This window comes from Streptomyces endocoffeicus, from assembly GCF_016741935.1.
Taxonomy (GTDB): domain Bacteria; phylum Actinomycetota; class Actinomycetes; order Streptomycetales; family Streptomycetaceae; genus Streptomyces; species Streptomyces endocoffeicus.
The window spans coordinates 120,679-133,722 of sequence record NZ_JAERRG010000001.1 but is presented as its reverse complement, the minus strand read 5'-3'; the positions used below and the strand labels follow the sequence as shown (position 1 = coordinate 133,722).

The window sequence follows — 13,044 nt, the reverse complement described above, 5'->3', positions numbered from 1 at the left end:
ACCGTGAGCCTACCGTTCCACGGGAGTCCCGCCATGACCACCACGCGCATCACTTCGGGAGCACGCCCACACCCCGGCGGGCTCACGTCTCTCGCCGGACGTCCCGTCGCCCGCATCGGCTACGGCGCGATGCAACTCGAGCACGGTGACGACGAGCGCGCCCTCGCCGTGCTGCGCCGGGCCGTCGAGCTGGGCGTCGACCACATCGACACCGCCGAGTTCTACGGAGCGGGCCGCGTCAACGCGCGCATCCGAGCCGCACTGCATCCCTACCCCGAGCACCTGGTGCTGGCCGGCAAGGTCGGTGCCACCAGCGACCCGGGCGGCCAGTACGGGCTGCGTCCGGCGCAAAAGCCCGCCGAACTGCGCTCCGAGCTGACGGCGAACCTGCGCACGCTGGGCGCCGAGCGCCTCGACGTGGTCAACATCTACCCGATGTACCGGACGCCAGGAATCCCCGCCGATCAGCGAGTCGACTTCGACGACCAGCTCGCCGAGCTGATCGCCCTGCGCGACGCCGGACTGATCGGTGGAATCGGCCTCAGCCACGTCGACGCCGACCAGCTGCGGCACGCCCTGCCGGCCGGTGTCGTCTGCGTGCAGAACGCCTACAGCCTCGTGGACCGTTCGTCCGAGCCCGTGCTCGACCTCTGCCGCGAGCACGGCATCGCCTGGGCGCCGTACTTCCCGCTCGGGTCGGGGTTCCCGGAGCTGCCGAAGGTCGCCGATCAGCCTGCCGCGCGGGAGGTGGCGACGCGGCTGGGCGCGACCCCGTCCCAGGTCGGGCTGGCATGGGTGCTCGCCCGGGGGCCGCGGACGCTTCTCATCCCCGGCACCCGCGGCATCGACCACCTCGAGGAGAATCTCGCAGCCGGCGACGTCATCCTCGACGACGAGGCGCTGGCCGCGCTGGAGGGATAGCCCGCGCCTCCAGCGCTCCTCGCGGCCACTCAGCCCTCAATCGCCGAAGTCCCCCGAATGTCATGCTTCCCGCCCGCTCGCGGCCGGCGATCGCGAGCGGGGGAGACGCTGTCAGGTCGCGCCCAGTCGGAGCGGACATGCAGCAGGTGATGGCGGATCAGATTCTCCAGGCTGTCCATGTCGTCGCGGGCGATGGCTTCGAGCATGTGATGGTGCTCGTGGGCGGAGTTGTCGAGGACCCCCCGTTCCGCGAGTGCATCGAGGCCGTACAACCGGGTCTGGTCCCGCATCGCGGCGACAGTGGCCACCAGGCGCCGGTTGCCACACAGTTGGAGCAGGCCGAGGTGGAAGCGCCGGTCCGCTTCGAGGAAGCCGACGACATCACCTTCTCGAGCCGTTTTCGCGATCTCGTCCGCGATGACCGTCAGGCGTGTGAGGTCCTCAGGCTGGGCATTCGCGGCCGCTTGCAGCGTGCCGGGGACCTCCAGGAGCAACCGCATGGTGTAGACCTCGTCGAGGTCGTGTTCGCTCATGGGGATCACCCGGTAGCCGCGGTTGCGGACGGGCTCCATAAGGCCCTCGTTCACCAGTGTCAGCATGGCTTCCCGGACCGGACTGCTGGAGACACCCAGCCTGGTCGCCAGGGCCGCGGCCGAATAGATGTCTCCCGGTCGGATCTCCCCGGATACCAAGGCCTGTCGGACCAGGGCAAGGACCTGTTCGCGCAGGTTCGTGCGCTGAAGCGGTCCGGCCAGCGCGTCGGGTGCCATCGGCTCTCCGTTCATCTCTTCATCTCTTCTTGACGTGGCTCCCACTTGGATGCATCTTAGCGTCTTACCGGCGACCGGTGGCCGGTAACCGGTTACTCGGGAGTAATGATGACTGAGAAGCACGGATACTGCACTCTGTGCCGCTCTCGATGCGGTGCCGTCTACACCATTGAGGCAGGCGCTCTGCGGGGAGTGCGGCCCGACCCCGGGCATCCGACGGGTGCGGCGATGTGCCCGAAAGGACGGGCGGCACCAGAAATCGTGCACAGCCCCGACCGCCTGACCCAGCCGCTTCGGCGGACCACTCCCAAGTCCGATCCGGACCCCAGGTGGGAGCCCATCGGCTGGGAGGAGGCGCTGAGCGAGACCGCCGAGAAACTGGGACGGATCAAGGCTCAGGACGGCGCGGAGGCCGTGGCCTTCGCCGTGACGTCGCCCAGCGGTACCCCACTGTCGGACTCCATCGACTGGATCGAGCGCTTCATCCGCCTCTTCGGCAGCCCCAACACCTGTTACTCCACTGAAGTCTGCAACTGGCACAAGGACTGGGCCCACGCCTTCACGTTCGGAAGTTCACTGCCGACCGCGGACTTCGCCGCGACGGACCTCGCCGTGCTCTGGGGCCACAACCCCGCCAAGACATGGCTGGCTCAGTCGGCGGCCCTGGCGCGAGCCCGAGCCGATGGAGCCCGCCTGGCGGTCATCGACCCCCGTCGCTCGACCAGTGCGCTGGAAGCGGACCACTGGCTGCGGGTCCGGCCCGGTGCGGACGCGGCCCTCGCCCTGGGCATCGCCCGGCTCGTGCAGGAACGTCACGGCTACGACGACGCATTCGTCCGGGCCTGGACAAACGCTCCGCTGCTCGTTCGCCGTGACACAGGACGCTTTCTGCGTGCCCAAGAGGTCGATCCGGACCTCGACGGCTACGTCGTCTGGGACACCGCCGACGACACCTGGCGGTCATACGACACCCTCCGCGCCGCGCGGGACCCCGGCCGCTTCGCCCTGCACGGCACCCATCGAGTGCGCACCCGCACCGGCACGGTCGACTGCGAGCCCGCCTTCGAGCGGTACCGCGACGCCTGCCGGCCATGGACCGTGGAGGAAACCGCCCGCACCACCGGCATCGAGCCGGCGGAACTGACCGCCTTCGCCGACGCACTCATCCGGGCACGGTCGGTGTCCTACCACGCGTGGACCGGCGTCGGGCAACACGCCAATGCCACCCAGACCGAGCGGGCCATCGCCACGCTGTACGCACTGACCGGCAGCTATGACGAGCCCGGAGGCAACGTCATATGGCCACGGCACGCCCTGAATCCGGCCACCGACCTGACCCAGCTCCCGCACGACCAGCGGGCCAAGGCCCTGGGCATGGCGGAACACCCGCTCGGCCCCCCTGCCCAGGGCTGGATCAGCGGCCGGGATCTGTGCCGCGCGATCCTGTCCCAGGATCCCTACCCGGTACGAGCCCTGGTCGGATTCGGCAGCAACCTGGTGCTCTCACAGCCGGATCCGCGACGCACCGCCGCCGCCCTTCGCCACCTCGACTTCTACGTACACCTCGACCTCTTCCCCAACCCCACCTCCCAGTTCGCCGACATCGTGCTTCCGGTCAACAGCCCCTGGGAACACGAGGCGATCAGGGCGGGATTCGAGATCAGCCGGCGGGCTCAGGAGCACGTCCAGCTCCGGCCGCGCATGGTGGAGCCGGTGGGCCAGTCCCGCTCCGACACCGAAGTCGTCTTCGACCTCGCGCAGCGTCTGGGTATGGGCGCCGACTTCTTCGACGGCGACGTCACGGCCGGCTGGAATCATCAACTGGGGCCCCTGGGGTTGACCGTCGACGAACTGCGCCGCCATCCTCGCGGCCTCCGGGTGCCACTCGAAACCGTCTACCGCAAGTACGCCCAGAGCATGGAAGACGGCCAGGTCACCGGGTTCGCCACCCCGACCCGACGGGTCGAGTTGTACTCGGAGCGGCTCGCGTCGCACGGCTACTCCGCCGTCCCCGTCCACTCCGCGCCCGCTACCGAACCCGACTCCCGCTACCCGTTGTCGCTGACGTGCGCGAAGAACGGCTACTTCTGCCACAGCCAGCACCGCGGGTTGTCCTCCCTGCGTAAGCGCAGCCCGGAACCCACCGTCGACATCAGCGGGGCACTGGCCCAGCGGCGCGACATCAGCGATGGCCAGTGGGTGGCGCTGTCCACACGCAGGGGGACGATCCGCATGCGCGCACGTATCGACCACGATCTCCACGAGGACGTCGTATGCGCCGAATACGGCTGGTGGCAGCAGGCTCCGGACCTGGCACTACCGAGTTTCGATCCCTATGACGAAGCCGGCAGCAACTACAACCTCCTGATCGGCGACGACGTACGCGACCCGATCAGCGGGTCGGTGCCGATGAGATCCGGCAGTTGCGACATCCGGCCCATCGCGACCTCGCATTGGGAAGGAACCAAGGAGTTCGTCATCGTCTCCGCCGTACCGGAGGGAGCCGATGTCCTGGCCTTGAGCATGGAACCCGCCGACGGTTCCGAGCTGCCCGATTTCAGGCCGGGCCAGCACATCACCCTCGGCTTCCCCACCACCGGCCCCGCAGGCGCGGAACGATCAGCGGCACGCTGTTACTCCCTGACCGGCCCCGCGCAGGACAAGGACCGCACGTCGTACAGCATCGCCGTACGCCGCGTGCCGGACGGACAGGTCTCCGGCCAGGTGCACGCGACCGCCCGTGCGGGGAAGCGCGTGCAACTGACGGCGCCGGCAGGGCTCTTCGCCATCCCGCCCGACATCAGCCGGCCAGTCGTGCTCCTGGCCTCCGGAATCGGGATCACGCCGTTCATCGGCTACCTCGAGACGCTGGCCCGCAGCGGCGGCAGCGTCCCCGAGGTCGTACTGCACTACGGGAGCCGAAATTCCACCTCACACGCCTTCCGGGACCGCACGAGCGAACTACGGGACGCGATCCCGCGGCTACGCGTCCACACCCACTACAGCCGACCGGAACCCCACGACGCCCTCGGCCGCGATGACCACCACTTCGGACGCGTCAGCGCCGCCGACGTCGATGCCCGACTCATTGAACGCCGCGCCCGGTTCTACCTCTGCGGACCGGAGGACATGCTCTCCGACCTCACCGTCGGCCTTGTCGCCCGAGGCGTGCCGCGCTTCGACATCTTCGCCGAAAGGTTCCACGCCGCCCCACAGCGCGTCGACATCCCCGACAGCGCACAGGCCACCGTCCGCTTCACCCGCGCCAACCGCGAGGTCACCTGGCGCAGAGAAGACGGCACCCTGCTGCAACTGGCGGAGAAGGAAGGGATCCGCCTGCCCAGCGGCTGCCGCTTGGGCCAGTGCGAAAGCTGCGCCATCACCGTTCTGGACGGGCGCGTCGCACATCTGGTCACCCGACCGGAGGACCTGGCCGAGGACCAGTGCCTGACCTGCCAGGCCATGCCCGTGACCGACGTCACTCTCGACGCCTGACCGCTTGACCGCCTGATCGAAAGACGACGATGCTGAATATCGACGCCCAACAGACCATCACCGCACTGCCGTTCCACGACCTCATCCCCGCGCTCCGGCAAGGCTTCGTTCACGGCGCCAGTACTCCTGCCCGCCACCACCACACCGTCGACGCCGGCACAGATGCCACCCTCCTGCTCATGCCCGCCTGGTCCCATGGCGAGTTCCTGGGTGTCAAACTCGTCAACGTCTTCCCCGCCAACGCCCGCCACGGCAAGCCGGCCCTGTCCTCCGCGTTCGTCCTGGCCAGCGCCGCCACCGGGGAGCACCTGGCCATCATCGACGGCAATGAACTGACCCGGCGCCGCACCGTGGCGACCTCCGCTCTGGCGGCCACCTACCTCGCACGACCCGAGAGCACCACCCACCTGGTGGTCGGAGCAGGGCATGTGGGCAGTCTCGTCGCCGAGGCCTACCGCAGCGTCTTCGACATCCGGACCGTGCTCGTCCACGACCGGTCCGCCGGCCACGCCCATCGCCTGGCCGACACCCTGAAGCAACAGGGGCTCGATGCCCGTGCCGTCGCCGACCTGGCCCCCGCGGCCGCCGAAGCCGACATCATCAGCTGTGCCACCCTCGCCACCGAGCCCGTCATCAAGGGCGACTGGCTGGAACCCGGCACCCACCTCGACCTCATCGGCAGCTTCCGCCCCACCATGCGAGAGGCTGACGACCAGTGCATACGCCGCGGCACCATTTTCATCGACACGCCACAGGCGCTGCACGAATCCGGTGATCTGACTCAGCCCATCGACGCCGGCCTCCTCACCCCGGACGACATCGCCGGCACCCTGCCCGACCTGTGCGCCGGCACCATCCCCGGCCGCCGCACCCAGGAAGAGATCACCGTCTTCAAAGCGGTCGGCAGCGCACTCGCCGACCTCACCGCCGCCTCGGCGGTCTACCGCTCACACGGCCCGTCCCCCCGGGCCCACACCCGCCAGGAGCCATCATGATCGAGCAGAGGCCCAGAGAGGGCGACGACTCCGCACCACAGCAACCGCCACGCGATGGACTCCTCGCCCGCGCCGCTACCCGCAGCGCGGCCGTGGCCGAGCGGTGGTTCCCCAACACCCTCGTCTTCGCGCTCCTCACCGTGGCCGTCGTGGCCATCGCGGCAATGGGCATCGGATCAGGCCCCGCAAAGGTCGCCTCTGTCTTCGGCAACGGCTTCTGGGACCTGATCCCCTTCACCATGCAGATGGCCATGGTCGCCATCGGCGGTTATGTCGTGGCCACCTCCCGCCCCATCCAGCGAGTCATCGTCCGCCTGGCCCAGATCCCCGCCACAGAGCGGGGTGCCGTCGCCATGGTCGCCACCATCAGCCTCACCTCCGCCCTGCTGAACTGGGGACTCAGCCTCATATTCAGCGCCCTGCTGGTCAGGCGCCTGGCCGAACGCGACAATCTGCGCGTCGACTACCGGGCCGCCTCAGCGGCCGCGTACCTCGGCCTGGGCGGCAGCTGGGCGCTCGGTCTCAGCTCCTCGGCCGCTCAGCTCCAGGCCAACGCGGAGAGCCTGTCGCCCTCCCTGCTGTCGATCACCGGCGTCATCCCCTTCCGGGAAACCATCTTCACCTGGCAGTCCCTCACCCTCGCGGCTGTCGTGATCGTCGTCTGCGTGTCCGTCGCCTACCTCACCGCGCCACGTGGCGACAGCGTGCGCACCGCGGCCGACCTCGGTATTGACCCCAGCGACCCGGTCGAAGACGACGAGCCCCGCACCCGGCCGGGGGAGTGGCTGGAGTACAGCCCGCTGCTGACCTTCGTCGTCGTCGCCCTCGTCGCCGGGTGGGCCGTGCAGGAGTTCGCCGACAAGGACCCCATCGTCGCGATCTCCGCACTCAACACCTACAACCTGCTCTTCCTGACACTCGGCATGCTGCTGCACTGGCGCCCGCGCCGGTTCCTCGCGGCGGTGACCAAGGCGGTTCCGGCCACGGCCGGTGTGCTCATCCAGTTCCCCTTCTACGCCGGCATCGCCGCCATCATGACCCAGGCCACCAACGGCGGCGGCGACAGCCTGTCCCACTACCTGGCCTCGGCCTTCACCGGTGTCGGATCCTCGACCCTCTTCCCGCTGATGATGGGCGCCTACTCCGTCGTCCTGGGTTTCCTGATCCCCTCCGGCGGCGGGAAGTGGATCATCGAGGCGCCCTACGTCATGCAGGCCGCCAACGACCTCAACGTCAACCTCGGCTGGACCGTCCAGGTCTACAACGCGGCCGAAGCACTTCCCAACCTCATCAACCCGTTCTGGATGCTCCCGCTGCTGGGCGTCCTCGGCCTCAAGGCCCGCGACATCGTCGGCTACACCTTCCTCTACCTCGTCGCCCTGCTGCCGATCGTGCTCGGCCTGCTCACCCTGCTGTCCACCACGCTGCCCTACCACCCGCCTGTCCAGCCCTAGGTCAGCTTTCTGCCCGTTGATCCGTGCTCAGGTGTTCACGGGGAAGGCTTTGCGTCGGCCGAAGCCGACGACGACGAACGCGATGAGGGCGAGGGCGACCAGTACTGCGGGAAGCGTCCGGGCACCAAGACCGTCGACGACGACCGCCCCGAGGGCTCCACCGCCGAAGATCGCGGCGTTGAAAGCGGTCGTGAGCATCGCGTTCGCTACATCAGCGTTCTCACCGGCGGCCGCGCCCATGGCTGTTTGCAGGTGGGTTGCCGCGCCGCCGAAGGCGACTCCCCACAGAGCGATGGCGAGGAGCGCGAAGGAGAGAGAACCCTGGGCGGCCAGGAGAATCGCCCCGGCGACGGCAAAGAGTGCCACGCTCATCAGCGTGAGCCCGCGCAGAGCACGGTCGATGAACAGGCCGGTGATCCAGATCCCGATGAGAGCGGCGACGCCGAAGGCGACCAGGGCGAGGTCCGGGCGCAGCGGGAGGTGCGATTCCCGCAGGTAGGGGGCGATATAGGTGTAGAGAAGGTTGTGGGCGAGCATCCATGTGAAGACGACCACCAGGATGGTGGGCACCCCGGGAAATGTGAGCACTCGCCGGAGTGGCAGCTGCGTCTGTGCGCGCTGTCCCGGGACGTCGGGCACTACGGCGCGGACAGTGATCATGATCAATGCCGCCAGCAATGACATCGCGGCGAAAGACCATCGCCAGCCGAGCGTACTGCCGAGCCACGCCCCCAGAGGCGTCCCGACGGACAGTGCTACCGGGGTTCCGGCCATGGCGACGGCCAGGGCCCGCCCGGCGTGCTCGGGTGCCGCTATGCGGCGTGCGTAACCGGCGAGCATGCCCCACAGCAGGCCGGAGAAGGCTCCCCCGACGAACCGGGCCGCCAGGGCGAGGGTGAGGGAGGGCGCCAGGGCGGTGACGGCGTTCGCCACCAGGAATCCCCCGAGGCCGGCCAGCAGAAGGCCCCGCCGTCGCAGCTCGCGGGTCAGCGCGGCCGCGGGGATCGCCGCGAGCACCGTGCCGAGCGCATAGGCGCTGACCAACTGGCCCGCGCCGCCTTCGGAGACCTGGAGTCCCGATGCCAGCTGAGGCAGCAGACCGGCCGGCAGCGTCTCAGTCATGATCACGAGGAATCCGGTGCAGGCCATCATGGCCAGCGCCAGGACGGGAAGGCCCTGCCGGGCACGGGTGGGGGGCGGGGCAAGAGATGTGGTGGCCACGGGGGGCGTCTCCTCGACATTTATGGATCGATCGATCCCATATTGACACCGGCGGCTCGCGGGAGTCAAAACTGGATCGTTCAATCCGTATTTTGGGGAGTGCTCAGCGCCTTCCGTCGGCCGTCCCCGTACCGTCGATAAGCCTGTCGTCCGCGAGCCTCTACGGCACCTACAGCTCCCAGGAGGGACTGTTCAGGCGCGCCGTGGAGCACTACATCGCCGGGCCGGGCGGCGTCACCGACGGGGCCGGAGGCAAGAAGCCGACCACCGCGCGCCGACCACCGCGCGCCGACCACGGAAATGTGCGCGGTGAAGTCGGCCTTCACCCCGGAGGACTACGAGTTCTACGCCCGATACTCGAGCATCGTCGGATGCTCTCGAAGGATCCGGTCGGCGAACGACCTGAACGTGGCTTCGATGATGGAGGGCTGGAGAAGGAACTCCTGGGCCTCCCGAGCCAAGGCATCCGGGATGGCGGCGATGGTGCCGCCGGTCGACTCGGCGCGGATCTGGAGCGCGGCGGCATGTTCCATCATCAGCGCCAATACGGTGGCTTCTTCCACCGAGCGACCGGTCGTGATCAAGCCATGGTGCGCCAGCAGGATCGCCTTCTTGTCCGCGAGCGCGGTCGAGATGAGCTCCCCCTCCTGGTCGGCTACCGGGACTCCGGGCCAGTCCGCCAGGAACGCCACATCGTCGTAGAGGGGTGTGGTGTCCATGTGTGAGATGACCAGTGGCCTGCCCAGCATGGAGAGGGCCGAGATGGACGGCGGATGGGTGTGCACGACGGCCTGGACTTCCGGGCGGGCCCGGTAGATCCAGTAGTGGAACCGCACGGCGGGGTTGGGCTGGGCCGTGCCCTCGACCGGGTTCAGATCCTCGTCGATGCGGATCACGTCCCGAAGCCGGATCGCGTCGAAGGCCGGACTCCAGGGCACCGTCCAGAAGGTGTCCTGATCGGCGCGCGCCGTGACCTGGCCCGCAAGTGCGAAGCAGTGCTTCTCGCCCGCGAGGATCCGGCAGGCCAGGGCGACGCGCCGCGGCGGGTTCCAGGGCAATCCGCCGAGTTCGGCGGCGAGTTCCGTCCTGATGGCCTTGATCGGCCCGTCGGCTGATGCTGTGGTCATGTCGTGTCGTTCTCCCGCTCTGAAGTGTCGTCGTGCTGCTGGAGGGGTGTCACTTCTTGATGTTGAGGACCTGGACCTGTGTGTACTCCAGCAGTCCGATGTCACCGAGTTCGGCGCCGAGCCCGGATTGCTTCGCGCCGGCCTGTGGAATGTGCGGGGCGACATCGATGTGCTTGTTCACCCAGACGGTGCCGGCCTCCAGTTGGAGGGCGATCTCCTCGGCGCGGTCGATGCTGGACGACCAGACGGAGGCCCCCAGGCCGTATCCGGTCGCGTTGGCGCGCTCGATCGCGTCGTCGACATCGGTGTAGCGGAGCACGGGCAGGATCGGGCCGAACTGTTCCTCGTCCACCAGGCGGCTGCCCTCATGGACATCCGCGACGATGGTCGGCGTCACAAAGTATCCGGAGTCTTCGGAGACCACTCCACCGGCCACGACGCGGCCGTTGTGCCGGGCGTCGGCGAGGAACTCCTTGACCTTCTCGTACTGCGCCCGGTTCTGCAGGGGTCCCATGTGGGTGGCCGCGTCCATACCGTCGCCGACCACCGCTTCCCCGGCGAGTGCGGCGAGTTCGGCAACGACCTGGTCGTACAAGGAGTCATGGACGTAGAGCCGCTTGATGGCCAGGCACACCTGTCCGCAGTTCCAGAACGCGCCCTGGTAGATACCGGCGGCGACCTCACCGGGGTCGGCGTCGTCGAGGACGATGGCCGCGTCGTTGCCGCCCAGTTCGAGGGTGACCCGCTTGAGCGACTTCGCCGCGTTCGCCAGGACCTTGTAGCCGGTGGCCGTCGACCCCGTGAACGTCACCTTGGCGATGTCGGGGTGCTCCGTCAGCACATCGCCGAGGTCGCCCGCGTCGGTGACGATGTTGATGACACCGGGCGGAGTCGCGTCCGCGATCAGGCGAGCGAGCAGCAGTGTGGTGAGCGGTGTGGTGGCGGCCGGCTTGACCACCACCGTGTTTCCGGTCAGCAGAGCGGCGGGGACCTTGAACGCGACGAGGAGAAGGGGCGCGTTCCACGGGAGGATCGCCGCCACGACACCAAGTGGCCTGCGCCGCAGCTCGACCCGGCGGGCATCGCCGTCTTCGAGTACGCGGACGTCGTAGTCGAGGTTGGCGACATGGCGGAAGAACACCGCGGTGGCCTGAACCTCATGGGTGGCGTCGGGCAGTGGCTTGCCCTGCTCGGCGGTGAGCAGACGGGCGAGCTGGTCGGTGTGGCTGTCGATGATGTCGGCGATCGTGTTGAGGAGTCGCCGTCGTGTCTTCAGTGAACTCCGTGACCACGGGCCGAAGGCGGTCCTGGCGGCCGCGACCGCCTCGTGGAACTGCTGGGCCGACGCACGTGGGCAGGTGGCCAGCGCGGCGGCCGTGGCCGGGTTGACGACATCCATGGTGTCGTCGCCGTGGACGAGTTCGCCACCGATCAGCAGTCTGAAGCCGTCGTCGGATACGAGGGTTTCGGTGCGGAGTGTGTGGTCTGAGGTGTGGGTGGTCATGCCCCCTCCAGCGCATGTCGAGTCATAGGGGAGCGCTCGGCGCGACGAATGGCGGCGACTGCCTCGGCGACAGCGGTCGGTCCGAGAGCACGGCAGTTCTTCACGCCGACGTGTCTTTGTCGTCGACCAAGAAGCGGTGCGGGAAGTACACCAGGTCAGTGACCAAGGCGCAAGGGGGTGGGGGTTCGAGGTCCCGGATCCGGCCGGTGGCCGTTCAGCGCCTTCAGCGCCGCTCCCGCTGGGGCCGCGTCAGGAGTCGAGCGCGGAGAGCATGGTCAGGACGCCGTGCTCGAAACGGTCGTCGAAGTCCGGTGCGGTGAACTCGTCGAGGACGCGGGAGAGCGTCGGATAGATGTCCGCGGAGACTCTGGGGGTGAGCTGGTCGTAGAGAAACTGCGGTGTGGACTGCTCTTCCTGCGCCAGTCCGAGCGCGAAGTAGAAGAGCGACCAGGCGGTCCACGCGGCCTTCCGGGTGTCCGTCGAGCCGTTGAGCAGAAAGGAGAGCAGGCGGTCGGCGAAGCCGAGGGTGTGCGGCTCGGCGGGGAACGTGCCGGAAACCACCAATGCGCCGTCCCGGTGGCTCAGTATGGCTTGTCGCAGTCGGCGCATGAGTTCGCGGGCTTGGTCCCGCCAGTCGCCCTCGATGCCATCAAGGGGGACTTCGCCGATGATGGCGTCGGCCATCAGGTCGAGCAGCCGTGCCTTGGTCTTGGTGTGCCAGAGCACGGTGTTCATGCGCACGCCGAGCCGGTCCGCGACCGCTCGGGTCGACACGGCGTTGATGCCCCGCTCGTCCAGCACCTCCAGGGCTGCCCGGACGACATCGCGGGGAGTCAGCCCCGCGGCGCGGGGGGCTTCCCCTTGCGCATTGGTCACTGACCCAGTATACATAGACGCCATTTTCGCCTGTGCCATGAGCGGACGACCGTCGTCGCGGCTCAGAACGGAGTGGACCACGAGGAGCGCCCGAACGGCAGCGGAACCAGTCGGATCGTGCGGCAACTCATCGAGGAGACCGTGTCCGTGGGCAGGGCCGGAGGGGCGGCACGGTATCGATGTGCCCGCGCACCGAGTCGTGCGGGCCCTGCTCTCGGCGTGTGGGTGAATTCCGCCGGTGCCACGCACATCGGTGGCACCGGCGATGTGCGTCAGGCCGACGGCACGGAGACGACGCACTCCACCTCGACGAGGAATTCGGGAGCGGCGAGTTTCGCCACCCCCACCAGGGTGGAGGAGGGCGGCGGAGTGCCGTGCAGCGCCCCCAGGATGACGGGAACCAGCTCCGGCCGGTAGTCCACCACGTAGATCGTCTCCTTGACGATATGGGAGCGGTCCGCCCCCAGCTCCGCGAGGATCCGGTCGATGCGGTGGGCGATGTGCTCGGCCTGGGTCCGGTGGTCTCCTTCGCCGACCACTTCGCCGTCGTCGCCCCAGGCGAGTTGCCCGCTGAGGAAGGCCAGGGATCCGGATTCCACCACCGACACCTGGCTCGCGAGGTCCGGAACCCCGAAGATCCCGTCCGGTTCGATCCTGCTGATCACTGCGCTTCTCCTGTCG

10 protein-coding genes are annotated in these 13,044 nt (G+C 68.5%); 4 read left to right on the top strand and 6 right to left on the bottom strand.

Features of this window, described 5'->3' with window-relative positions; genetic code table 11:
- Positions 1–33 precede the first annotated feature (33 nt).
- Entirely contained in the window at positions 34–921 is an 888-nt protein-coding gene (locus tag JK364_RS00615) for an aldo/keto reductase (RefSeq protein WP_201846385.1), read from the top strand.
- Positions 922–950: 29 nt separating this feature from the next.
- Here JK364_RS00615 and JK364_RS00610 read toward each other — a convergent pair whose 3' ends face one another.
- The gene (locus JK364_RS00610) at positions 951–1,691 is read right to left on the bottom strand and encodes a GntR family transcriptional regulator (protein ID WP_230991240.1); all 741 of its coding nucleotides are present in this window, start codon (positions 1,689–1,691) and stop codon (positions 951–953) included.
- Positions 1,692–1,796: 105 nt separating this feature from the next.
- Between JK364_RS00610 and JK364_RS00605 the strand changes: the two genes are divergently transcribed.
- Genes JK364_RS00605 through JK364_RS00595 form a run of 3 tightly spaced genes read left to right on the top strand, consistent with a single transcriptional unit; the run spans position 1,797 to position 7,635 of the window.
- Positions 1,797–5,186, top strand: a complete 3,390-nt coding sequence (locus JK364_RS00605; RefSeq protein ID WP_307841117.1) for a molybdopterin-dependent oxidoreductase — start codon at positions 1,797–1,799, stop codon at positions 5,184–5,186.
- Positions 5,187–5,215: 29 nt separating this feature from the next.
- The gene (lhpI, locus tag JK364_RS00600; protein ID WP_201846378.1) at positions 5,216–6,181 is read left to right on the top strand and encodes a bifunctional Delta(1)-pyrroline-2-carboxylate/Delta(1)-piperideine-2-carboxylate reductase; all 966 of its coding nucleotides are present in this window, start codon (positions 5,216–5,218) and stop codon (positions 6,179–6,181) included.
- Entirely contained in the window at positions 6,178–7,635 is a 1,458-nt protein-coding gene (locus tag JK364_RS00595; protein WP_201846376.1) for a short-chain fatty acid transporter, read from the top strand. Before lhpI ends, JK364_RS00595 begins: the two co-directional genes overlap by 4 nt.
- Before the next feature lie 27 nt (positions 7,636–7,662).
- Here the strand turns inward: JK364_RS00595 and JK364_RS00590 are convergent, their stop codons facing one another.
- The 5 genes from JK364_RS00590 to JK364_RS00570 all read right to left on the bottom strand — a co-directional run bounded on the left by JK364_RS00590 (position 7,663) and on the right by JK364_RS00570 (position 13,028).
- Entirely contained in the window at positions 7,663–8,856 is a 1,194-nt protein-coding gene (locus JK364_RS00590) for an MFS transporter (RefSeq protein ID WP_307841116.1), read from the bottom strand.
- Between the two features lie 344 nt (positions 8,857–9,200).
- Positions 9,201–9,983, bottom strand: a complete 783-nt coding sequence (locus JK364_RS00585) for an aldolase (protein WP_201846374.1) — start codon at positions 9,981–9,983, stop codon at positions 9,201–9,203.
- A gap of 49 nt (positions 9,984–10,032) precedes the next feature.
- Entirely contained in the window at positions 10,033–11,487 is a 1,455-nt protein-coding gene (locus tag JK364_RS00580) for an aldehyde dehydrogenase family protein (protein ID WP_201846373.1), read from the bottom strand.
- A 249-nt stretch (positions 11,488–11,736) separates the two neighbouring features.
- Positions 11,737–12,363, bottom strand: coding sequence for a TetR/AcrR family transcriptional regulator C-terminal domain-containing protein (locus tag JK364_RS00575; protein WP_307841115.1), 627 nt, complete (start codon positions 12,361–12,363; stop codon positions 11,737–11,739).
- Positions 12,364–12,635: 272 nt separating this feature from the next.
- The gene (locus tag JK364_RS00570) at positions 12,636–13,028 is read right to left on the bottom strand and encodes a RidA family protein (protein ID WP_201846371.1); all 393 of its coding nucleotides are present in this window, start codon (positions 13,026–13,028) and stop codon (positions 12,636–12,638) included.
- Positions 13,029–13,044: the final 16 nt, after the last annotated feature.